This is a genomic window from Burkholderia sp. BCC1644, from assembly GCF_902833225.1.
Taxonomy (GTDB): domain Bacteria; phylum Pseudomonadota; class Gammaproteobacteria; order Burkholderiales; family Burkholderiaceae; genus Burkholderia.
This window is the reverse complement of sequence record NZ_CADFEI010000003.1, coordinates 168,280-189,447: the sequence shown is the minus strand read 5'-3', so window position 1 is coordinate 189,447 and position 21,168 is coordinate 168,280. Positions and strand designations below refer to the sequence as shown.

Genomic DNA, 21,168 nt, shown 5'->3' with positions numbered 1-21,168 from the left:
ATACAACAGGCATGGCAGGTCAACGCACCGGTTCGAGCGAACCGGATGCGCATGCTTCATACCCGGGGACTACTCGGCGTCATCCTCCTCCTGAATGAATCGTGACGGGCTGGCCCGGGGCACGGGCCGGCAGCCGTCCATCCGGCGTCTGAACGACGCCTTCCCATGCCATTCAAGGTCGCCGCCGGCTCGGCGCGACGGCGCGCGCACGCGGATTCGCGATGCGCGGGGCAGCATGCCGCCGTCTTTCCTGCGCCATCGGCTTCCGTAATCCGATAACCGGCGAGTGTCGTCGCACGGCGTGCCGATGCACACGTGCGGCGTGCATTCGCGCGATCGTCCTGGCGATCGCGAGTGCCGAGCAGCGTTGTTCGATCGTTTAGTTAGTCATCCAAAGTGAAGCGCGAAGCGTCGCGGTACGGGCGAAGAAGCAGACGGATGCGTCATCGCCTGCCGTCGTGTTCGCTGCCGCGTTATCCAGCACATGAGAACCGAGGGAACACAAGATGAACAAGTCGTTCAAGTCGATCTGGAATGAAGCACTGGGAGCCTGGGTCGCGGCTTCCGAGCTTGACCGTGCGCGCGGCAAGCGTGTTGCGTCGGCAAGCGGCACGGCGGAACGCGCCGCGCTCGGGGGCGCACCGACACACGCGGGAATGCCTTCCACCCCGTCGCTACGGCGGCTGGCCGTGCTGATGGCATCGGCGTATCTCGGCTTGTTCCATGCTGCCGCGTATGCGCAATATGCTCAGGATGGCGGGTCGGCAACCGGCGGCATCAGTTCGATCGCGATCGGTGTCGGTTCGAGTGCCGCGCAACAGAATTCCACCGCGTTGGGCAACCTGGCGACGGCGCAGGGTTTGTCGGCCACGGCGCTCGGCCCGGGCGCTCATGCGATGGGTGATGCATCGACGGCCGTCGGCATCAACGCGCAGGCAACCGGCGTCAACAGCTCGGCGCTCGGCGTGCAGGCGATCGGCAGCGGCGATTATTCGGTGGCGATCGGCAATCTGTCGAGCGCGACCCAAAGCGGCGCGGTAGCGATGGGCAGTGGCGCGGCAGCGACCGGCGTGTCGGCCGTCGGGCTCGGCAACAATGCGCTGGCGTCCGGCCAGTATGCGGCCGCGCTCGGTCTCGGGGCGAGCGCGGTCGGGGTCCAGAGTATCGCGCTCGGCTACGCGTCGCATGCCACCGATACGGGAACGGTATCGATCGGCAACCAGTCGACGAGTTCGGGCGCAGCCGGCGTGGCGGTGGGCAGCGGCGCGCTGGCGTCCGGCAATTCGGCCGTCGCGATGGGCGTCAACAGCGGTGCAAAGGGCGGCACGTCGATCGCGATCGGCTGGGGCGGCACGGCCGGTGTACCGGGCTCGGGCACGCAGTCGCTCGGCACCAGTTCGATCGCGCTGGGCTCGTCCACGACGGCCGGTGCCAATCAGGCGATGGCGCTCGGCCTGAGCGCGAATGCATCGGGCGTCAGTTCGATCGCAGCAGGCGTGCAGGCGACCGCGACGCAGCAGTTCGCGGTCGCGCTCGGCAATCTCGCGCTCGGGAGCGGCGTATCGGCGACGGCCTTGGGCCCCGGTGCGACGGCGTCGGCCACGAATGCGACGGCGATCGGCATCAACAGCGTCGCGGCGGCGGGTTCCACCATCGCGATCGGCGACAGCAACTCGGTCGCAGCGGCCGCGGGTGCGGGCTCGATCGCCGGCGGCAACAGCTCGAAGGTGCTGAGCGGTCTCGGCGCCGTCGCGCTCGGCCTGGGTCAGACGGTCAGCGGCAACGGCGCGGTGGCGATCGGCGATCCGAGCACCGCGATCGGCACCGGCGCGGTCACGATGGGGTCGAACAACACCGCGAACGGCAACGGTGCGGTCGCGATCGGCAATTCGAACATCGCGCAGGGCACGGGCTCGCTCGCGCTCGGCAATACGTCGACGGCCGCGGCGGCCGGTGCGGTGGCGTTCGGCGCGTCGGCCGTGGCGAACAATGCAAACGACGTTGCGCTCGGCTCGGGTTCGACGACGGCCGCGCCGAATCCGACGGCCAGCACGACGATCGGCGGCGTCACGTACAACTTCAACGGCATCAACCCGACCAGCGTCGTCAGCGTCGGTGCGGCGGGCACCGAGCGCCAGATCACCAACGTCGCGGCCGGGCGCATCAGTTCGGCCAGCACGGATGCGATCAACGGGTCGCAGCTCGCTGCGACGAACCAGGCGGTGAATTCGCTGTCGACGTCGACCGCGTCGAGCGTCAGTTCGTTGTCGACGGGGGTGTCGTCGTTGTCGACCGGGTTGTCGTCGGCTAACAGTGCGATCACGTCGCTGTCCACGTCGACATCGACCGGCATCAGCTCGTTGTCGACGGGGTTGAGTTCGACCAATAGCTCGGTGACTTCGTTGTCGACGTCCACGTCGACCGGGTTGTCGTCGGCCAATAGTGCGATCACGTCGCTGTCCACGTCGACGTCGACTGGCATCACCTCTTTGTCGACCGGGTTGAGTTCGACTAACAGCTCGGTGACTTCGTTGTCGACGTCCACGTCGACCGGGCTGTCGTCGGCGAATAGCTCGATCACGTCGTTGTCCACGTCGACATCGACCGGCATCACCTCGTTGTCGACGGGCCTGAGTTCGACCAACAGCGCCGTAACGTCATTGTCGACGTCCACGTCGACCGGGCTGTCGTCGGCGAATAGCGCGATCACGTCGTTGTCCACGTCGACATCGACTGGCATCACCTCTTTGTCGACGGGGTTGAGTTCGACCAATAGCTCGGTGACTTCGTTGTCGACGTCCACGTCGACCGGGCTGTCGTCGGCTAATAGCGCGATCACGTCGCTGTCCACATCGACATCGACCGGCATCAGCTCGTTGTCGACGGGGTTGAGTTCGACTAACAGCACGGTGACTTCGTTGTCGACTTCTACGTCGACCGGGTTGTCGTCGGCCAATAGTGCGATCACGTCGCTGTCCACGTCGACGTCGACTGGCATCACCTCGTTGTCAACGGGCCTGAGTTCGACCAACAGTGCGGTGACTTCGTTGTCGACTTCTACGTCGACCGGGTTGTCGTCGGCGAATAGCTCGATCACGTCGTTGTCCACGTCGACATCGACCGGTATCAGCTCGCTGTCCACCGGCCTGTCGAACACGAACAGCTCCATCACGTCATTGTCGACCTCCACGTCGACCGGCATCGGTTCGCTGTCCACCGGCCTCAGCACGACGAACAGCAGCGTGACGTCACTGTCCACCGCCACGTCGTCCAGCATCGGTTCGTTGTCCACCGGCCTCAGCTCGACCACGAGCTCGATCTCGTCGCTGTCGACGTCGACCTCGACGATCGTCGGCTCGTTGTCCACCGGCCTGTCGAGCACGAACAGCAACCTGACGTCGCTGTCCACCGCGACGTCGACGGGCATCGGTTCGTTGTCGACCAGCCTCAGCTCGATCGCGTCGAACAACACCAACCTCGGCAACAGCACGGCCGGCGCGATCGGCGGCGGGGCCACCTACGACCCGACGACCGGCACGATCTCCGCGCCTTCGTATGTGACGTACAACAGCGACGGCTCGACGACGATCAACAACAACGTCGGCTCGGCGATCGACAACATCAACGCGCACGGCATCAAGTATTTCCACGCGAACTCCACCGCGCCGGACAGCCAGGCGCTCGGGCTCGACAGCGTCGCGATCGGCCCGAACGCGGTCGCGAAGGTGGACGGCAGCATCGCACTCGGCGCCGGTTCGGTGTCCGATCGCGCGACGGCGCCGGCCTCGGGGACCATCCGCAACGGCAGCGCGTCGATTCCGTTCAACACGACCGACCAGACGCTGCTGGGTGCGGTATCGGTCGGCGACGCGACGAGCAAGACGTATCGCCAGATCACCAACGTCGCGGACGGCACCGGCCAGCAGGACGCGGTGACCGTGCGGCAGCTGGCCGGCGCACTGCAGTCGTTCGCGGTCACGACCACGAAGTACTTCCACGCGAACTCGACGGCCGTGGATTCGCTCGCGGTCGGCGCAGAGTCGGTCGCGGTCGGCCCGACGACGGTAGTCAACGGCGACAACGGCGTGGGTATCGGCAACGGCGCGATCGTCGATGCCACCGCGCCGGGCGGCGTCGCGATCGGCCAGGCGGCGAGCGCCGCGCAGGCCGATGCGATGGCGCTGGGCAGCGGCGCGACGGCCACCGGCGCGCAATCGGTGGCGCAGGGCGCCAACGCGGTCGCGGCAAGCGTCGGCAGTGTCGCGCTCGGTTCGGGCGCGCACGCCACGGGGACCGATGCGCTTGCGCTCGGGGCCGGTGCGTCGTCGACGTTCGCGAACAGCATCGCGCTCGGCGCGGGTTCGCTGACCACCGTCGGCGCGCAGACGAACTACATCGCGTACGGCTTGAGCAGCCCGCAGTCGTCGGCCGGCGAAGTCAACATCGGCAACCGGCAGATCACCGGCCTCGCGGCCGGCAAGAACGGCACCGACGCGGTGAACGTGTCGCAGCTCGACTCGGTCGCCAACCAGTTGACGACGCTGATCACGCAGCGCACGTCGAACCTCGGCGGGTCGTACACGACGAATCCGACCGGCACGAACGTGCCGCCGGGTTCGACGGGATCGAATTCGTCGGCGGGCGGTTCGGGCTCGGTTGCATCGGGCTCGAACAGCACGGCGGTCGGCAACAGCTCGCTGGCGTCCGGCAACGGCTCGACCGCGATCGGCGTCGGCTCGACGGCAACGGGCAACGGCTCGACCGCGATCGGCACGGGCAGCAACGACGGCGGGCGCTCGAACGTCGTCGCGGTCGGCTCGGCGGAGTCGGCGCGCCAGGTCGTCAACGTCGCGGCCGGTACGCAGGGCACCGACGCGGTCAACGTGAACCAGCTGAACGCGGTATCGAGCCAGTTCACGCAATCGCTGAACACGGTCAACAACCAGCTCACGCAGATGCAGCAGCAGATCCAGCAGACCGATTCGATGGCGCGCGACGGGATTGCCGCGACGGCCGCCATGGCGTCGATCCCGCACATGGACCGTGACTCGAACTTCGCGATGGGGGTCGGTACGGCGACCTTCCTCGGCCAGAAGGCGATGGCCGTCGGCATGCAGGCGCGCCTCACGGAGAACCTGAAGGCGACGCTGAATGGCGGTTTCGCCGGCAGTCAGCGCGTGGTCGGCGCGGGCATGTTGTATCAGTGGAAGTGATCCGTGCGCACCGAACCGCTCCGGCGTACAGCGCCGGAACGGTTCGCGCTGAACGAGAACGCATCCGCATGCGGTCGCACTGCCGCGCCGCATGCGCGATATCGAATCGATTTTCCGGAGTGAATCAGTGAACAAAATCTCTCTTGCCCTGCTCGTGTCCGTGGCCTCCCTTGCCGCTTGCACGAGCGCGTCCGGGCCGACGTTCAATGCGTACGAACTGCAGCCGAGAAACGGCGTCCGGACGTTTCGTGTCGATTGTCACGGCATCCTGTCGAGCGAAAAGACCTGCATGAAGGTCGCGACGCGCATGTGCGACAAGGAGCCGGTTCGCCGGGTCGATTCGGAGGCGCCGTTCCGCGACGGCGCGGATCCGCGGTCGATCGAGTTCCAGTGCGGCGCGGCACCCGCGCCGCTTCCGGTACCGGTGGCGGCGCCGCCGGCCGCCGCGGAAAAGGTCAGCCTGACCGGCGACACGTACTTCGCGACCGACTCCGCAACGCTGACGCCTGCCGCCCGTGCTTCGCTCGACACGTTGCTGGGCCGCCAGGCGGACCGGCATTTCTCGGTGGTGAAAGTGACCGGCTATACCGACTCGGTCGGCTCGGATGCGCACAATCTTGCGCTGTCGCGGCGCCGCGCGGAGGCAGTTGCAACGTATTTGCGCGAGCATGGCGTGAACGCGGATTCCGTGACGGCCACCGGAAAGGGGGAGGCCGATCCGGTGGGCTCCAACGAGACCGCCGAAGGGCGTGCGAGCAATCGTCGCGTGGAGATCCTGCTGCAGAACTAGCGGGCGGGGCCGCGGGCGGTACCGGCGAAGGCGGCCGGCTCGCGGCCACATCCATCGCGACCGTTGCGTCGCCGCGATGGCCAATGCGGGTCGAGCACGGCAGTCGATGCCGTGCTCCGAGGTCGTCGCGCGCCGCCGCGACAATGGCGAACCGGGACAGCCGACACCGGACTGAACGCGGAGCGTACGACCGTCAGGTTTCCCGATCCTGTAACCTGTCCATGTCTTACGCGCGTTCCGCGGCGGTCGTCGGCATGACGACCGCCGTGCCTTCCGTCACGATGCGCCCGTTCAATCGGCGCCGTGATCGCGGTCGACTGCAAGTCGATCCGGTCGCAGACCTCCAAGGCAAACATGGAAATCAAGTGGATCGAGGATTTCATCGCCCTCGCTCAATATCAAAGCTTTTCCCGGGCGGCGGAGTTCCGCAATGTCACGCAGTCGGGCTTCAGCCGTCGCATCCAGTCGCTCGAACAATGGATCGGCGCCGAACTGATCGACCGCAGCAGTTTTCCGCCGGTGCTGACGCCGGCAGGGCGGCTGTTTCGCGAGACGGCGGAAGACGTTCTCAGCCGCCTGTTCGACACACGGGCGATCATCCGCACCGAACAGCGTATCGCGGGCAAGAGCCTGCAGATCGCGGCCGGCCACACGATCGCGCTGAATTTCCTGCCGTCCTGGCTCAAGGCGCTTGCGCCGCATTTCGGCGAGGTGCGGGCCCGCGTCGTTCCGACGAACGTCCACGATTCGATCCTGATGCTCGTCAACGGCAACTGCGAGCTGATGTTCGCCTATCACCATCCGGAGCTGCCGCTCCATCTGGATCCGGCCAGGTACGAGCACGTGACGGTCGGACTCGATACGTTGATGCCGGCCTGCCGGCCCAACCGCCGGTCGGCGCCCGCGTTTCGTCTTCCCGGAACGAAGCAGCAACCGCTGCCGCTCATTTCCTATACGGAAACCAGCTACTTCGGGCGCTGCCTCGCGTTGCTGCTCGACCGCGCCGCGGATGCGCCGGCGTTGCAGCTGCACTATGAATCCGACATGGCCGAGGTGCTGAAAAAGCTCGTGATGGAAGGCGAAGGCGTGGCGTGGCTGCCGCGCAGTGCGATCGCCGCCGAGCTGGCGGCCGGCGAACTCGTGCCGGCCGGGCCCGCGGCATGGAACCTGGAAATCGAGCTGCGCGTCTATCGCGACGCGTCCAATCGCAGCGAGTTCCTGGAGACGCTCTGGCAGCATCTGCGCGCCGAACCGTCGCGGCGCGGCTAGGGTTTTCCCGCCTTATGCGAGTCTCGCATACCGCCATGATGCACCGGCATCATGGCGGGTCCGACCGTCCCTACCATTCGTTCCAACGGCAAATGTGACGCGTGGCGCGGCCCGTTTCGCCGCGCCTGCTCATCGCCTTCCGGCGGTCGAGCGTCACCCAAGGACGGATGGACATGAAAAATCGCCTTACCTTAAGCATCGCAATCGGCATGATCCTCGGCGTCGCCGCCGGCTATGCGTGTCATGCGAGCATCGCGGACCCGGGCACGCTCAAGATGGTCGCAGGTTATTTCTCGATCGTGACGGACATCTTTCTTCGGCTGATCAAGATGATCATTGCGCCGCTGGTGTTCGTGACGCTCGTTTCCGGCCTGGCCGGAATGGACAGCGGCGAAGACGTCGGACGCATCGGCCTGCGCTCGGTTGCGTGGTTCGTCTGCGCATCGCTGGTGTCGCTGGGCCTCGGCCTCGTCATGGCCAACGCCTTGCAACCCGGCGCCGGACTGAACCTGACGGAACCCGCGAGCGAGGCGAGCCTCGGCCTGAATACCGCCGCGCTGAACGCCAGGGACGTGATCACGCACGCGTTTCCGACCAGCCTGCTCGATGCGATGGCGCGCAACGACATCCTGCAGATTCTCGTTTTCTCCGTCTTTCTCGGCATCGCGCTGAGTGCGCTGAAGCACGATCCGCGCGTCGGCCTCGTCATCCGGTCGATCGACGGCATGGTGCCGGTGATGCTGCGCCTGACGAACTACGTGATGCGCGCCGCGCCGCTCGGCGTCTTCGGTGCGATTGCGTCGTCCGTCGCGCTGCGCGGGCTCGACGTGATCTACACGTACGGCAAGCTGATCGGCGCGTTCTATCTCGGGCTGCTCGTCCTCTGGGCGATCCTGATCGGCGCCGGATACCTGTTTCTCGGGCGGCGCGTCGGAACGTTGCTGAAGGCCGTGCGCGAACCCGCGTTGATCGCGTTTTCGACCGCCAGCAGCGAAGCGGCGTATCCGCGCCTGACCGAGCAGCTCGAGAAGTTCGGTGTCGACAAGAAGGTCGTCGGCTTCACGCTGCCGCTGGGTTACGCATTCAACCTGGACGGGTCGATGATGTACCAGGCGTTTGCGGCCATCTTCATCGCGCAGGCATTCGGCGTGCAGATGCCGCTTTCGCAACAGGTGTTCATGCTGCTGATCCTGATGCTGAGCAGCAAGGGCATGGCAAGCGTACCGCGCGGGTCGGTGGTCGTCGTCGCGGCCGTCGCGCCGATGTTCCATTTGCCGGCCGCCGGCGTGGCCATGATCCTGGCGATCGATCAGGTGCTCGACATGGGCCGCACGATGACGAACGTGATCGGCAACAGCGTGGCGACGGCCGTGATCGCGAAGTGGGAGGGCGCGCGGGCCGCGCAGCCGGACAGCGCCGCGCTCGATCCGCAGGAGCTGAACGCATGACGCACCGGGAACTCGCAGGCACGGGACGGAAGTTCGGCGTGGTCGGCGGCCTCGGGCCGCTGGGAAGCGCCGACGTGTTCTTCAAGCTGGTGCGGGCGACGCCTGCGTCGTCCGACGAGGATCACGTCGATCTGATCTTCGAGCAGCACCCGTTCAGGGGGGCGGGTTCGGGCAGTACGGCGACGACGGCACGCAAGCTGTACGTGTTCGACATGATCCGCGCGTTCGAGAAACGCGGCGTGACGACCGTGGTGTTGCCGTGCTTCCTGAGCCACACCTTTATCGACGAACTGAAGGCCAATACGCGCCTGCCGATCGTGGATATCGTCGAAGCCGTTCGCCACCACGTGCGGCGCACGTACCCCGGCGCCACGCGCATCGGCGTGCTGGCTTCCGACTATGTGCGGGCCGACGGGCTGTTCGAGCGGTATTTCCCGTCGCCGCAGTTCGAGATCGTCCATCCGCGGCCGCGCGGCGGTGTCGATCGCGTTACCGAGGCGATCTACGGGCCGGACGGCATCAAGCGTGGCCATCTTCGCGGCCGGCCGGTGGAACTGCTGCGCGACGCATGCGAGGATCTGGCGGACCAGGGCGCGCAGGTCATCGTTCCGGGGCTGACCGAGATCGCGCTCGTCGCGGATGAAATCGGGCCACTGCGGATACCGTTGATCGATTCGAATCTCGCGTATGCGCAGTACGCGGTCTCGGCACGATGCGGGGCCCGCGCACCGGTGTTCAAGATCGGCGTCGTCGGTGGCGTCGGGCCGGCCGCGACGGTCGACTTCCTGGACAAGATCGTTCGAAACACGCCGGCTTCGCGCGATCAGGAGCACATCAAGCTGCTGGTCGAACAGAATCCGCAGATCCCGGACCGGACGGCGAACCTCGTCGGTGACGGTACGGACCCCACGATCTCGCTGTATGCGACGTGCAGGCGGCTCGAGGACGGGGAGGCGGATCTCATTGCGATTCCGTGCAATACCGCGCATGCGTTTGTCGAACGGGTTCAGCCGCACCTCGGCATCCCGATCGTGAACATGCTGACCGTCACGGCCGCGCATCTGCGCGATGCGTATCCGGGGCTGCGCGAGGTCGGCGTGCTGGCAACGTCGGGCACGATCGAAAGCGGCGTGTATGAAAAGGCGCTCGAATCGTACGGATTCCGACAGGTTGCGCCGGCGCTGGCGCTGCAGGCGCGCGTCATGGAGGCGATCTACGGCGAGCGTGGCGTCAAGGCCGGTTTTACGACCGGCCAGTGCGAAGCGGATATCGGCGCGGCCGTCGACGCGCTGATTGCGGACGGCGTCGAGGTGATCGTGCTCGGCTGTACCGAGCTTCCGATCCTGCTGCCGGGCCGCGAATATGTCGCGCCGAGCGGTGCGCGTGCGACGCTGGTCGATCCGACCGACGTGCTCGCTCGCCAATGCGTTGCGTACGCGACGGCTGCGGGCGCTTGAGCGGCCCCGCCGGCCATGCCGCGTTCAACGCAGCGGCCGGTGGATGCCGGATGTGTCGCGCCGTTCAAGCGGCGCACGCGTGGATCGGCCGGTGCCGGCCTTGTTCGATTGCGCGGCGACCGCGCGCGTGATGAAGCCGTTTCCGGAGGCGGACAAGCCGGGCGCACGGCTGCGCACGCCAGGTCAGTGTCTGAGCACGCAAACGGCCACGATTTCGTACCCGGGGTCGGCATGCACGTGCGCCGCCTTTTCCGCTTCCTCATACGAACGATACGACGTGGCATCTTCAACCGCCGGCGCCATGCCGATATCGCCATCCTCGGCGGTGCAGAGGAACTGCTCGCCGGTCTTCACGACGTAGACGGACAACATGATTCCCTCCATCGGTTTGCAGGGGGGAATTCCAGTCTAGCAGGCCAGAAAAGGGGCGCAGGCGGTTTGCAGCGTCCTTTTCCGCGAGGTCGGTGCCGCAGGGTTTGCCGCGTCGCATATCGACGCGGCATGCGACAGAAGCGGAAAGCCATGCACAATACGCGCATGCAGACCCCAGACCTTGAACACCTCGTCACCGTCATCATGCCCTTTGGAAAATACAAGGGCCGACTCATAACCGACCTGCCCGGGCCGTACCTCAACTGGCTGGCCCGCGAAGGGTTCCCGCGCGGCGAAATCGGCCGGCAGCTTGCGCTGATGCACGAAATCGATCACAACGGCCTGCGGGACTTGCTGGAGCCGTTGCGCAAACGCGGATAGCGTCAATCGGGGGCGAAACGCTTCGCATGCGGCATCGGTACTGGCCCGCATACACCTACCACGTCGCCGTTGCTGACATAGAATGGAAAGAGTAGTTGACGGCAAAAAGGGGTGCCAACATGAGACGCCTTTATTTCCTCGTACCCGATACGCAGATGGCCAAGGCGATCGTCGATGACCTGCTGCGCGCGCGGATCATCTGGCGACATATCCACGTCCTCGCCGACCACAGCGTCACACTCGATCAGTTGCCCGAAGCATCGTTGCTGCAAAGCAGCGATGTCGTGCACGCGCTGGAGCGCGGCGTCGCGCTCGGCGGCGCGGCCGGTGCGCTGATCGGCCTCGTCGCGCTGGTATTTCCCCCGGCGGAGCTCGTGATCGCGGGCGGCGCCGTCGTCGGGTTGACGTTGGCCGGAGCGGGTTTCGGGGCGTGGACCGCCGCGATGATCGGCATCGCCGAGCCGAACGCGCGACTCCAGCGATTTCGCGAGGCCATACAGGAAGGCCAGATCCTGATCATGGCCGACGTGCCGGCATTGCGAGAGCAGGAAATCGAAGAGATGGTCGCCCAGCATTTTCCGAAGGCGGACCTGGAAGGCGCCGAGCCTACGACACCGATCTTCCCCTGACGCGCGACAGCAAGCCGGCCTGCCCGATACCCGGGTTCATCGACGCATCTCGTCGATCGCACGGCCGCGGGCGGCGCGCGGAGGGGGCGTACGCACGTTGCGCAGGCAACCCGGTCCGCGCTTCCGGATCGCGCAAGTGACGCAGGCCCGACGCGCGTGACGCCCTCGGCGCCGAAGCGCCGACGTCGAACCGTCGGCAAGGAGGTCGTATGGAACTGCACATTCAATCGCATCATTGGGAGCGTCGTACGCCGGACTGGGGCGCCGCCGCCGTGGCCGGTCTCGCAGGCGGTGCGCTGGTGATCGCGCTGGAATTCGTCTGGTCGACACTCGTGCTCGGCTCGAGCCCGTGGCAACCGACACACAAGATCGCGGCGATGGTGATGGGCCGCAGCGCGCTCGGCCAGATGACGCAATTCAACCTTGAAATCGTGGCGATGGCGCTGCTGCTGCACTACGTGCTCGGCGCGGTCATGGGGATGATGCTTGCCGCGATCATGGCGCCGTTCCGCCTCGATTCGAGCGTGGGCATGGAAGCCGCCATCGGGCTGGCGTTCGGGATCGTCGCATATGGGTGGAACTTCTACGTCATGACGGCCGTGTTCCCGTGGTTTGTCTCCGAGCGGGGTTCCGGGCCCTTGCTGGCCAACCTGTTGTTCGGCGTGGTGGCGGCCATCACCTACGGCAGGCTGGAGCGATTGCGCAAGCAGAACGCGGACGACTGACACATCGCGTTTCCCGCCGCGCCGAGCTTGACCACGCAGCGTTCGCGGGAGACACGGAACCCGGTGTCGGCGGCTCCGGCGAGTGACATGCAACGAGGCGGCTTATGGCGCTTGCGATTGCCCTGATCCTGATCGTCATCCTGGCGGTGGGGTTTCACTTTGCCAGTCCCTGGTGGATCACGCCGATTGCGTCGAACTGGGTGCGCATGGACGACATGCTGACGATCACGCTCGTCATTACCGGCGTGCTCTTCATCGCAATCAACCTGTTCATCGCGATCGCCCTGGTGCGCTATCGCCATCGCAGCGGGCATCACGCGGCCTACGAGCCGCACAACCGGCGGCTCGAGTGGTGGCTGATCGGCCTGACCGCCGCCGGCGTCGCGGCGTTGCTGGCGCCTGGGCTCTTCGTCTATGCGGACTACATCCGGCCGCCGCGCAACGTGCTGCAGATGGAGGTGCTCGGCCAGCAATGGCAATGGCGCTTCCGCTTCGCCGGCCCCGGCGGCAAGCTCGGTACGACGGACGTGCGCTACATCAGCGACGACAATCCCTTCGGGCTGAACCCCGCCGACCCCAACGGCCGCGACAACTACCTGATCGAGACGCCCGAGGTCCACCTGCCGCTCAACCGGCCGATCCAGGTCCTGGCACGGTCGCGCGACGTGCTGCACGACTTCTATGTCCCGCCGTTCCGGGCGCGCATGAACATGGTGCCCGGCATGGTGACCACCTTCTGGTTCACGCCGACCAAGGCGGGGCGCTACGACATCCTGTGCGCGCAGCTCTGCGGCATCGGGCACTCGAACATGCGCGGTGTGGTGGTGGTGGAAGACGAGGCATCGTTCTCGCGCTGGCTGGCGCAGCAGGCCACGTTCGCGCAGCGGCAGCAGGCGAGGGTGCAGGCTGCGCCCGCCGCCGCCGGCGGCAGCGCCCAGGCGCTTGCCGATCTGGGCAAGACGCTCGCGGCGGCCAAGGGCTGCGTCGCGTGCCATACCGTCGACGGCACCCCGCGCGTGGGCCCGACCTGGAAGGGCCTGTACGGCAAGACCGAAACGATGGCCGACGGCAGCACCGCGAAGGTGGACGAAGCCTATCTGCGTGCGTTCATCCGCGACCCGACGGCCCGTGTCGTGAAGGGCTTCTCGCCGATCATGCCGCACTTCGACCTGAGCGATCAGGAGCTGACTGCGCTGGTGGCCTATATCAAGGCGCAAGGCGGCCCGCCGGCCAACACTGCGGCCCAGCCCTGACGGAGCAGACCTCATGCCCTACGCCCATCACGACCACCTCCCGCACAGCTTCTGGACGCGCTATGTCTGGAGCCAGGACCACAAGGTCATCGCGGTGCAGTATGCGCTGACGGCCATCGCCATCGGCCTGGTCGGCCTCGTGTTGTCGGACCTGATGCGGTTGCAGCTCGGGTTTCCGGGCAAATTCAGTTTCATCGACGCGAACCACTACTACCAGTTCGTCACGATGCACGGGATGATCATGGTGATCTACCTGCTGACGGCGCTGTTCCTGGGCGGCTTCGGCAACTACCTGATCCCGCTGATGCTGGGCGCGCGCGACATGGTGTTCCCGTTTCTCAACATGTTGAGCTACTGGGTCTACCTGCTGGCCGTGCTGGTCCTGCTGGCGAGCTTCTTCGTGCCGGGCGGGCCGACCGGCGCGGGCTGGACGCTGTATCCGCCGCAGGCGATCCTGCCGGGCACGCCGGGCGTGGAGTGGGGCATCGTGCTGATGCTCGTGTCGCTCGCGATCTTCATCGTCGCGGCGACGATGGGCGGCCTGAATTACGTGACCACCACGCTGCAGGCGCGCACGCGCGGCATGACGCTGATGCGCATGCCGCTCACGGTATGGGGCATCTTCATTGCGACCATCATGGCGCTGCTGGCATTTCCGGCGCTGTTCGTGTCGGCGGTGATGATGCTGCTCGACCGGACGCTCGGCACCAGTTTCTTCATACCGGCCGTAGTGTCGATGGGGCAGACGCTCAAGCACGCCGGCGGCAGCCCGCTGCTGTTCCAGCACCTGTTCTGGTTCTTCGGGCATCCGGAGGTCTACATCGTCGCGCTGCCGGCCTTCGGCATCGCGTCGGACCTGATCAGCACGCACGCGCGCAAGAGCATCTTCGGCTACCGGATGATGGTGTGGGCGATCGTGATCATCGGCGCGCTGAGCTTCGTGGTCTGGGCGCACCACATGTTCATCGCCGGCATGAATCCGTACTTCGGCTTCTTCTTCGCGACCACGACACTGATCATCGCCGTCCCGACCGCCCTCAAGGTCTACAACTGGGTGCTGACGCTGTGGCGCGGCGACATCCACCTGACCGTGCCGATGCTGTTTGCGATCGGCTTCATCAGCACCTTCGTGCTGGGCGGGCTGACCGGGCTCTACCTCGGCAACGTGAGCGTGGACATTCCGCTGTCGAACACGTATTTCGTGGTCGCGCACTTCCATATGGTGATGGCCGTGTCGCCGATCCTGGTGGTGTTCGGCGGGCTCTACCACTGGTACCCGAAGGTGACGGGCCGCATGCTCGACGACACGCTCGGGCGCGCGCACTTCTGGATCACCTTCGTCGGCACCTATGCGATCTACTTCCCGATGCACTATCTCGGGATTCTCGGCATGCCGAGGCGGTATTACGCGTATCAGGGCTACAGCTTCATTCCGCATTCGGCGCAGACGCTCAACACGTTCATCACCGTCGTCGCGCTGATCGTCGCGGCGGCGCAGCTGCTGTTCCTGTTCAACCTGGCGTGGAGCCTCGTGCACGGCAAGCGTGCCGACGGCAATCCGTGGCGGGCCACCACGCTGGAGTGGCAGACGCCGCAAACACCGCCCGCGCACGGCAACTGGGGCGCCGCGCTGCCCGTGGTTTACCGCGGGGCCTACGAATACAGCCCGCCGGGGCAGGCGGAAGACTTCGTCCCGCAAAACCAGCCGCCCGCGACGGTGCCTGAACCGGCTCACCCGGCGCTTCACCCCGGCGAGGCCCGCGAATGACCACGCTGCCGCGCCCCTTCGTTCACGACGCGCCACCCGGCTTGCCGAATGCGGGCCGCACCGGCCTGGTCGTCTTCATGGCGGTCGCCACGACGTTGTTTTCGCTGCTGCTGCTTGCCTATGCGATGCGCATGCGCGAGCCTGACTGGCAGCCGATCCCGCATCCGGTGCTGCTGTGGTGGAACACCGGCGCGCTGGCGCTGGCCAGCGTCGCCATGCAGCGCGCCCGGCAACTGACGTTGCACCGCACGGCGTGGCTGGTGTGCGGCGGCGTGCTGGCGGCCGTATTCGTGGCCGGGCAACTGACCGCGTGGCACATGCTGTCGGCGGCTGGGCAGACCGTCATCGTCAATCCGTCCGACAGCTTTCTCTACCTGCTCACCGGCCTGCACGGAGTGCATGTGCTGGGCGCGCTGGTGGCCTGGGCCATGACGCTTTCGTATCTCCGGCGCGCGGACCCGTTCCGGGTGCAGCACGCGATCGCGCTGTGCGCGCTCTACTGGCATTTCCTGCTCGCGGTCTGGCTCGTGCTGCTGGCGGCGATGTGGTGGCTGACGCCCGGGATCGTCGCCGCCGTCTGCGGGCCGCTGTATGGAGTCGCGCCGTGACCTCGCTCCCCACCGAATCCGCGCCTATCCCGCCGGACGAAGCCGGGCCCGACGGCTGGCGCGGCGTCGTCACGGACTGGTCGGCCGACCGCGAAGCCTTCAAGGTGCCGTGGGGCAAGGCGATGATGTGGATCTTCCTGCTGTCGGACACCTTCGTCTTCAGCAGCTTCCTGATCGGCTACATGACGGTGCGCATCTCGACCACGGCGCCGTGGCCCGACACGTCGAAGGTGTTCGGGCTTTCGGTCGGCGGCCTGGATGTGCCGTTGCTGCTGATCGCCATCATGACGTTCATCCTGATCACCAGCAGCGGCACCATGGCGATGGCCGTCAACTTCGGCTACCGGCGCAACGCCCGGCGCGCCGGCATGCTGTTGCTCGCGACCGCGCTGCTGGGCGCGGCCTTCGTGTCGATGCAGGCCCTCGAATGGACCAAGCTGATCGTTCATGAAGGTATCCGTCCGTGGGGCAACCCGCTGGGCGCGGCGCAGTTCGGCGCGTGCTTCTTCACGATCACCGGGTTCCACGGCTTTCACGTGACCTGCGGCGTGATCTACCTGCTGCTGGTTGCACGCAAGATCATGCGGCCGGGGTTCATCGAGCACGGCAACTTCCAGATTGTCGAGATCGCCGGCCTGTACTGGCACTTCGTCGACCTGGTGTGGGTGTTCATCTTCGCGCTGTTCTATTTGTGGTGAGGCAGGCCATGGACCACACCGATCCCGCCGATCGACCCGACGCCGCGCACGGCCAGCAGCATCCGATCGGCCTCTACCTGAAGATCTGGGGCCTGCTGTTCCTGCTGAGCACGATGTCGTACCTGGTCGATTACTTCCACGTTCAGGGCCTGCTGCGCTGGGTGCTGATCGTCGTGCTGATGATCGCCAAGGCCGGACTGATCGTGTCGATCTTCATGCACATGATGTGGGAGCGGCTGGCGCTGGTGTACGCGATCCTGGTTCCGCCGCTGTGCCTGCTGGTGCTCATGGTGCTGATGGCGGCCGAGGCGCATCACACGTTCGGGATGCGGGAGCTGTTCTTTCGCTGATGTCTTCGCCGGCCGCGCGTGTCGGGATTCACCTGACCTGGAACCGCTCGCACCGCTACGCCGGCGCGCTTCGGCGGTGAGGTTCATGCAGCGTCGAACCTGCGGTTCGCTCACGTGCGAACCATCCGCATTCCGGCTCGTTTGACGCGGAACTTCCCGGGTGATGTCCATTGATCACGCGATCACGTGTCGGTCGCTCGACTCGAAGGAGGGGGCGCGACGCCGGGCACGTAGGGAAATCCGGGTGCGTCGTTGATGAATCGGGCGACGCGCCACGAAGAAGCGATGCGATCGCTTCAGGGACGTTCCCGCGTCATCCACTTCATGGCGCTCCCCCTGTCCGGCCGTATGGGAGATGCGTGGTCGCACGGCTGACGGGTCAGTCGTCGTCTTCTTCGTCGTCGCCGGCCGGGCGGCTGCTGACGAGCTTGCCGTCGTCGGCCAGAATCAGGCGCTGTTCCTGGTCGCCCTGCACAATCGTGACGACATAGAGCGACCGGCCATTCTTCGCGCGCCGTTGAATCGTTTCGACGTGGCCGCCTTGCCGTTGCCGCTCGATCGTCGTTCTTACCGGCGCCGGCACTTGCTCGAGCGCGACGGTCTCACCGGAAGCCCGGTCGGGCGTGCCTCTTCCGCAACCGGACAGGGCAATCGAGACGGCGATCGCCATGACGACAGCCATCCATCCGCAGGGCCTTCGCATGACCGCTCCTTAGAGTGGACGAGAACCCGTTCGACAACGCAGCGTCCGCCCCCGTGTACGCGGGTCAGTGATGGAGCAGCGGATACGCCACGAGGCCGACGAGGGCTGCAGCGGTCACGATCACCGGCTCCTGCAGCTTCTTGAAGCGCCATAGCAGCAGTACGGTTGCGAGCGCGAGCAGGGCGGTCGGGACGTCGACGATCGATCGCTTCGCGATGACGAGCACGGAGCCCGTGATCGCGCCGACGGCCGCGGCCGTGATACCGTCGACGAACGCCTTCACGCCGGGCCGGTGGCCGTACTTCTTCACGTACGGCGCGGGAATGACGGTGAACAGATAGCAAGGCAGGAACGTGCCGAGCGCGGCAACGCACGCGCCGGGAAAACCCGCCACGAGATACCCGATGAAGCCGACGGTGATCACGACCGGGCCGGGCGTGATCATCGCGACCGCGACGGCATCGACGAACTGTTTGTCGTTCAGCCAGTGATGCTCGGTGACGACGCCGCCGTACAGGAACGGCACGATCGCGAGTCCGGAACCGAATACGAATGCGCCCGCCTTCATGAAGAACGCGCCGATCTGAACGAGTTGCGGCAGATCGATGCCGCTCAGCAGTCCGCTGGCTGCCGGCAGGTTGGCGGCGGCCACGGCATTCAGTCCTCCCTTGTGCAGCCATTTGGGCGGTGCGCGCCACAGCCAGCCGATCAGCCCGGCGACGACGAACAGCCACGCAATTTCCGATTCCGTGATGAAGGTCACGACGGCCAGCGTCAGGAAGATGGCCCAGAGGAGTTTGTCGTGGCCGACGGTCTTGGTCGTGAGCTTGTATGCGCTCATCGCGATGATGCCGACCACCGCGGCGCCGACGCCGTAGAACACGGCCTGCATCCACGACAACCCGCCGAAGTGCGCGTACGCGAAGCCGAGCGCGAGCACCATCACGAACGACGGGATGACGAACGCGAAGCCGACGAGCGTCGCGCCGAGAATCCGGTAGTGGACGAAGCCGAGGTAGATCGCGAGTTGCGCGGCCATCGGCCCCGGCGCGAGCTGGGCCAGCGTGAGCCCTTCCTTGTAGTCGGCTTCAGTGATCCAGCCGCGCCGCTCGACGAGGTCGCGACGCATGTAGCCCGCGAGCGCGACCGGTCCGCCGAATCCGAACGTGCCGAGACGCAGCATGTAGCCGATCAGTTGGCCCAGCGAATAGGTCGGTTCGGTCGCGACGATAGCGGTGGTCATGGCTTGGCCTCGGTCCCGTTCCGGTCGTTCGACGCGAAATGCGCATACAGGGCGTCGAGTACCGCGCTCATCTGTTCGAGCAGTTGATCGTCGTTGTCCGTACGTTGCCGCATGCCGGCCATCACGGCCTCGAAGCCGACCGCTTCCGGCGCGGTGGTGCCGCCCACATCGAGAGCGTGCACGATCTCGCCCAGCCGCATCAGCGCCGGGTCCTGGTCGAGCCCGAAACTCGCGAGCAGCACTTCGAACGTCACGCGTTCGCCGACATGGGTGAACGTTGCGCCGTCGAAATCGAAGCCCAGCGCATCGACCGGACAATCGGCCGGCGACGCCAGCCAGATGAAGCGCGCGCGCGCGTCGATGAAACGGCGGATCAGCCACGCGCTCGCGACGCGGTCGACCCACATGCGCTGACGTGTCGCCCACGCGCGGCCCTGATATGCATCGATCGCGAGCGGCCGGATCTCGCGGTCCGCGGCGTGCGGTTCGCCCGGCGACAGCACGGTGTCGACCAGCGCAACGAAATCCTGCAGCGCGACTTCGGCGCGAACTGCCGCGTCACCGGGGAAATAGTCGATCGCGTGGAGTGCGTCGAAATCCTTGCGCAGGCGGCGCAGCAGGCGGGCGAGTTCAGCGGCGGACTGCCCGGCCACCGTCTTGCGTGCGTCGGCGAGCGTGCGGGCAAATGCCGCGTAGTCTTCGTCGCGATTGAAGAGCGCACGGAATGCCTGCTCCTGCGATGTGTCGAGGCTCGGTGCGCGCAGCAGATAGGCCGTGCCGCCGCTTTCCTCGATGGCGTCCGCGAGTTCGCGCAACGTGCTTTCGTGTTCGTCCGTGTACGGAAGCAAGTAGATGCCGTCGCGTAGCACCGCGCAGCCCTTCGCCTTGAGCGCGCGCCAGAACCGCATGCGGGCCGTGGCGTTTTCCGTCGGCAGGGTAAGAACGAGAAGCGACCAGATCGAGATGGCATCCATGTAGAATATTCTACGTAGATGTTGAATTATCTACAAAGGAATTTTGGTCGCTTTCCCGATCGTATCGACTCGATGGTCGGGATCCGATGACGGATAACCGGCGGGATGGAGGGCCGAATCGGCATCCGGGGGCGTTGCGCCGGCAAGGGGAGGGAGGCTTTCGAGTGGACGTTGTGCGCCATCCCGCCCCCGTCACGCTTACGGTGTCACGGCCAGTACCGTGTGCATGCCTGCCGCATAGTGTCCGGGCTTGTTGCAAATCAGGACGTAGCGTCCAGGAGTGAGCCTGAATGACGCGGATTTGGTCTTGCCCGGCGCGATGTCCTCGACTTCCCCGATCTTGGTCAGCTTGTGTTCGAGCACCTGTTCCTTGCCGACGGGCAGCGCGTTATCGTCAAGGTCCGTTTTGAACACGACGAGTTCGTGCTCCATGTTGTTGTTCGCGGTGTTCGCGACGACAAGTTTGATGCGGCCAGCCTTCACGCTATGCGTTTCAAGCTTGATCGAGTTCGACAGCAAGGTCGCTTTGACGGATTGCTGAGCCCAGCCCGCATGCGAAATCGTGCAAAGCATGACGACGCCGGCAATTCGGTAAACAACACGCATGACAGCCCCCTTTGAATGAAAGTTGCGCAGGCGCGCTTCGAGCGATTGCGCCCGGCGGCGCCGGCGAGCACGAACGTGCCCCTGCCATGGCAACGGCACGGGTCTTTCAACTGCGTGGGATACGTGCAGTAAACGCGCGGCGCGGGCGACTTATTCCTGTCGATTTCGGCGTACTTGCCGCGATGGCGTCTGAACGTCACCCGCCGCGTTGCGCGGCACCGCGTGCGGCGTATTCGACCTGATAGACGGGCGTTGCATGTTGCTTGCCGGCGCCATGGCAGGTGCCATGTGGGAGCGCATTGGGCCGTGGGCCACTTGCTTCGCTGGAGCGCCATTGGTTTTCGTACGGCCATGCCGTTGCTGCTGCGCGCCGAGGCTCCGGCCGCCTGCCCATGACGTCCGCAGGGTCGTCGTGTTGATGATCGCCAAGGCCGGGCCGATCGTGTCGATCTTCATGCACATGATGTGGGAGCGGCTGGCGCCGGTGTATGCGATCCGGGTACCGCCGCCGTGCCTGCTGGTGCTGATGGTGCTGATGGCGGCCGAAGCGCATCACACGTTCGGCATGCGGGAACTCTTCTTTCGCTGATTCCCCTGGCGGCCGACTCACGGATGATGTACCGCAGTGCGGGCCGTGTGACGCCCCGGAATTCGGTGCGTCATACGGCACATCGCGACTCT

General features: G+C 65.9%; 18 protein-coding genes and 2 pseudogenes. 15 read left to right on the top strand and 5 right to left on the bottom strand.

Going from position 1 to position 21,168, the window contains the following annotated elements:
- The first annotated feature begins 506 nt into the window (after positions 1 to 506).
- The 5 genes from HWX87_RS38225 to HWX87_RS07305 all read left to right on the top strand — a co-directional run bounded on the left by HWX87_RS38225 (position 507) and on the right by HWX87_RS07305 (position 10,177).
- Positions 507 to 5,213, top strand: coding sequence for a YadA-like family protein (locus HWX87_RS38225; RefSeq protein WP_176046501.1), 4,707 nt, complete (start codon positions 507 to 509; stop codon positions 5,211 to 5,213).
- Positions 5,214 to 5,340: 127 nt separating this feature from the next.
- Complete coding sequence (locus HWX87_RS07320) at positions 5,341 to 6,003, top strand: OmpA family protein (RefSeq protein ID WP_176046777.1); 663 nt, start codon at positions 5,341 to 5,343, stop codon at positions 6,001 to 6,003.
- Positions 6,004 to 6,357: 354 nt separating this feature from the next.
- The gene (locus tag HWX87_RS07315) at positions 6,358 to 7,272 is read left to right on the top strand and encodes a LysR substrate-binding domain-containing protein (protein WP_176046500.1); all 915 of its coding nucleotides are present in this window, start codon (positions 6,358 to 6,360) and stop codon (positions 7,270 to 7,272) included.
- A 173-nt stretch (positions 7,273 to 7,445) separates the two neighbouring features.
- On the top strand, positions 7,446 to 8,720 hold the full coding sequence (locus tag HWX87_RS07310) for a dicarboxylate/amino acid:cation symporter (RefSeq protein ID WP_176046499.1): 1,275 nt from the start codon (positions 7,446 to 7,448) through the stop codon (positions 8,718 to 8,720).
- Positions 8,717 to 10,177, top strand: a complete 1,461-nt coding sequence (locus tag HWX87_RS07305) for an amino acid racemase (protein ID WP_176046498.1) — start codon at positions 8,717 to 8,719, stop codon at positions 10,175 to 10,177. Before HWX87_RS07310 ends, HWX87_RS07305 begins: the two co-directional genes overlap by 4 nt.
- Positions 10,178 to 10,360: 183 nt before the next feature.
- On the opposite strand, the gene HWX87_RS07300 is transcribed toward HWX87_RS07305, so the two are convergent.
- Positions 10,361 to 10,549: a hypothetical protein gene (locus HWX87_RS07300; RefSeq protein WP_176046497.1), complete on the bottom strand. Its 189-nt coding sequence runs from the start codon at positions 10,547 to 10,549 to the stop codon at positions 10,361 to 10,363.
- Positions 10,550 to 10,714: 165 nt separating this feature from the next.
- Here HWX87_RS07300 and HWX87_RS07295 point away from each other — a divergent pair, with 165 nt between their 5' ends.
- The 8 genes from HWX87_RS07295 to HWX87_RS07260 all read left to right on the top strand — a co-directional run bounded on the left by HWX87_RS07295 (position 10,715) and on the right by HWX87_RS07260 (position 16,961).
- Positions 10,715 to 10,930 carry a DUF3820 family protein gene (locus HWX87_RS07295; protein WP_176046496.1) on the top strand — a complete coding sequence of 72 codons (216 nt, stop codon included), beginning with the start codon at positions 10,715 to 10,717 and terminating at the stop codon, positions 10,928 to 10,930.
- Between the two features lie 119 nt (positions 10,931 to 11,049).
- The gene (locus HWX87_RS07290; RefSeq protein ID WP_043184322.1) at positions 11,050 to 11,559 is read left to right on the top strand and encodes a hypothetical protein; all 510 of its coding nucleotides are present in this window, start codon (positions 11,050 to 11,052) and stop codon (positions 11,557 to 11,559) included.
- Positions 11,560 to 11,768: 209 nt separating this feature from the next.
- Positions 11,769 to 12,284, top strand: coding sequence for a hypothetical protein (locus HWX87_RS07285; RefSeq protein ID WP_176046495.1), 516 nt, complete (start codon positions 11,769 to 11,771; stop codon positions 12,282 to 12,284).
- Positions 12,285 to 12,388: 104 nt separating this feature from the next.
- Positions 12,389 to 13,537 (top strand): c-type cytochrome, encoded by a 1,149-nt coding sequence (locus tag HWX87_RS07280; RefSeq protein ID WP_176046494.1) that lies wholly within the window; start codon positions 12,389 to 12,391, stop codon positions 13,535 to 13,537.
- A 13-nt stretch (positions 13,538 to 13,550) separates the two neighbouring features.
- Positions 13,551 to 15,305, top strand: a complete 1,755-nt coding sequence (ctaD, locus tag HWX87_RS07275; RefSeq protein WP_176046493.1) for a cytochrome c oxidase subunit I — start codon at positions 13,551 to 13,553, stop codon at positions 15,303 to 15,305.
- Positions 15,302 to 15,913, top strand: coding sequence for a cytochrome c oxidase subunit 3 (locus HWX87_RS07270; RefSeq protein WP_176046492.1), 612 nt, complete (start codon positions 15,302 to 15,304; stop codon positions 15,911 to 15,913). The genes ctaD and HWX87_RS07270 overlap by 4 nt, the downstream gene beginning before the upstream one ends.
- Entirely contained in the window at positions 15,910 to 16,611 is a 702-nt protein-coding gene (locus HWX87_RS07265; protein ID WP_176046491.1) for a heme-copper oxidase subunit III family protein, read from the top strand. Before HWX87_RS07270 ends, HWX87_RS07265 begins: the two co-directional genes overlap by 4 nt.
- An 8-nt stretch (positions 16,612 to 16,619) precedes the next feature.
- Positions 16,620 to 16,961: a cytochrome C oxidase subunit IV family protein gene (locus HWX87_RS07260; protein WP_176046490.1), complete on the top strand. Its 342-nt coding sequence runs from the start codon at positions 16,620 to 16,622 to the stop codon at positions 16,959 to 16,961.
- Between the two features lie 379 nt (positions 16,962 to 17,340).
- Here HWX87_RS07260 and HWX87_RS07255 read toward each other — a convergent pair whose 3' ends face one another.
- The 4 genes from HWX87_RS07255 to HWX87_RS07240 form a co-directional block, all read right to left on the bottom strand.
- Positions 17,341 to 17,631, bottom strand: a complete 291-nt coding sequence (locus HWX87_RS07255; protein ID WP_176046489.1) for a hypothetical protein — start codon at positions 17,629 to 17,631, stop codon at positions 17,341 to 17,343.
- Between the two features lie 97 nt (positions 17,632 to 17,728).
- Positions 17,729 to 18,907, bottom strand: coding sequence for a chromate transporter (locus HWX87_RS07250; RefSeq protein WP_176046488.1), 1,179 nt, complete (start codon positions 18,905 to 18,907; stop codon positions 17,729 to 17,731).
- The gene (locus HWX87_RS07245) at positions 18,904 to 19,881 is read right to left on the bottom strand and encodes a chromate resistance protein ChrB domain-containing protein (RefSeq protein ID WP_176046487.1); all 978 of its coding nucleotides are present in this window, start codon (positions 19,879 to 19,881) and stop codon (positions 18,904 to 18,906) included. The genes HWX87_RS07250 and HWX87_RS07245 overlap by 4 nt, the downstream gene beginning before the upstream one ends.
- 198 nt (positions 19,882 to 20,079) lie before the next feature.
- Positions 20,080 to 20,487: a plastocyanin/azurin family copper-binding protein gene (locus HWX87_RS07240; protein ID WP_176046776.1), complete on the bottom strand. Its 408-nt coding sequence runs from the start codon at positions 20,485 to 20,487 to the stop codon at positions 20,080 to 20,082.
- 167 nt (positions 20,488 to 20,654) lie between these two features.
- Here HWX87_RS07240 and HWX87_RS37935 point away from each other — a divergent pair.
- Together HWX87_RS37935 and HWX87_RS07235 are read left to right on the top strand one after the other, a co-directional pair.
- A pseudogene (locus HWX87_RS37935) lies at positions 20,655 to 20,779 on the top strand (MFS transporter); the annotation flags it as partial.
- A 114-nt stretch (positions 20,780 to 20,893) separates the two neighbouring features.
- Positions 20,894 to 21,076 (top strand): annotated as a pseudogene (locus HWX87_RS07235) (cytochrome C oxidase subunit IV); the annotation flags it as partial.
- Positions 21,077 to 21,168 lie beyond the last annotated feature (92 nt).

Coding starts and splice junctions, on each gene's coding strand:
- HWX87_RS38225 (WP_176046501.1), top strand. CDS start 507: ATGAACAAGTCGTTCAAGTCGATCTGGAATGAAGCACTGGGAGCCTGG.
- HWX87_RS07315 (WP_176046500.1), top strand. CDS start 6,358: ATGGAAATCAAGTGGATCGAGGATTTCATCGCCCTCGCTCAATATCAA.
- HWX87_RS07310 (WP_176046499.1), top strand. CDS start 7,446: ATGAAAAATCGCCTTACCTTAAGCATCGCAATCGGCATGATCCTCGGC.
- HWX87_RS07305 (WP_176046498.1), top strand. CDS start 8,717: ATGACGCACCGGGAACTCGCAGGCACGGGACGGAAGTTCGGCGTGGTC.
- HWX87_RS07300 (WP_176046497.1), bottom strand. CDS start 10,549: ATGTTGTCCGTCTACGTCGTGAAGACCGGCGAGCAGTTCCTCTGCACC.
- HWX87_RS07295 (WP_176046496.1), top strand. CDS start 10,715: ATGCAGACCCCAGACCTTGAACACCTCGTCACCGTCATCATGCCCTTT.
- HWX87_RS07290 (WP_043184322.1), top strand. CDS start 11,050: ATGAGACGCCTTTATTTCCTCGTACCCGATACGCAGATGGCCAAGGCG.
- HWX87_RS07285 (WP_176046495.1), top strand. CDS start 11,769: ATGGAACTGCACATTCAATCGCATCATTGGGAGCGTCGTACGCCGGAC.
- HWX87_RS07280 (WP_176046494.1), top strand. CDS start 12,389: ATGGCGCTTGCGATTGCCCTGATCCTGATCGTCATCCTGGCGGTGGGG.
- ctaD (WP_176046493.1), top strand. CDS start 13,551: ATGCCCTACGCCCATCACGACCACCTCCCGCACAGCTTCTGGACGCGC.
- HWX87_RS07270 (WP_176046492.1), top strand. CDS start 15,302: ATGACCACGCTGCCGCGCCCCTTCGTTCACGACGCGCCACCCGGCTTG.
- HWX87_RS07260 (WP_176046490.1), top strand. CDS start 16,620: ATGGACCACACCGATCCCGCCGATCGACCCGACGCCGCGCACGGCCAG.
- HWX87_RS07255 (WP_176046489.1), bottom strand. CDS start 17,631: ATGGCGATCGCCGTCTCGATTGCCCTGTCCGGTTGCGGAAGAGGCACG.
- HWX87_RS07250 (WP_176046488.1), bottom strand. CDS start 18,907: ATGACCACCGCTATCGTCGCGACCGAACCGACCTATTCGCTGGGCCAA.
- HWX87_RS07245 (WP_176046487.1), bottom strand. CDS start 19,881: ATGGATGCCATCTCGATCTGGTCGCTTCTCGTTCTTACCCTGCCGACG.
- HWX87_RS07240 (WP_176046776.1), bottom strand. CDS start 20,487: ATGCGTGTTGTTTACCGAATTGCCGGCGTCGTCATGCTTTGCACGATT.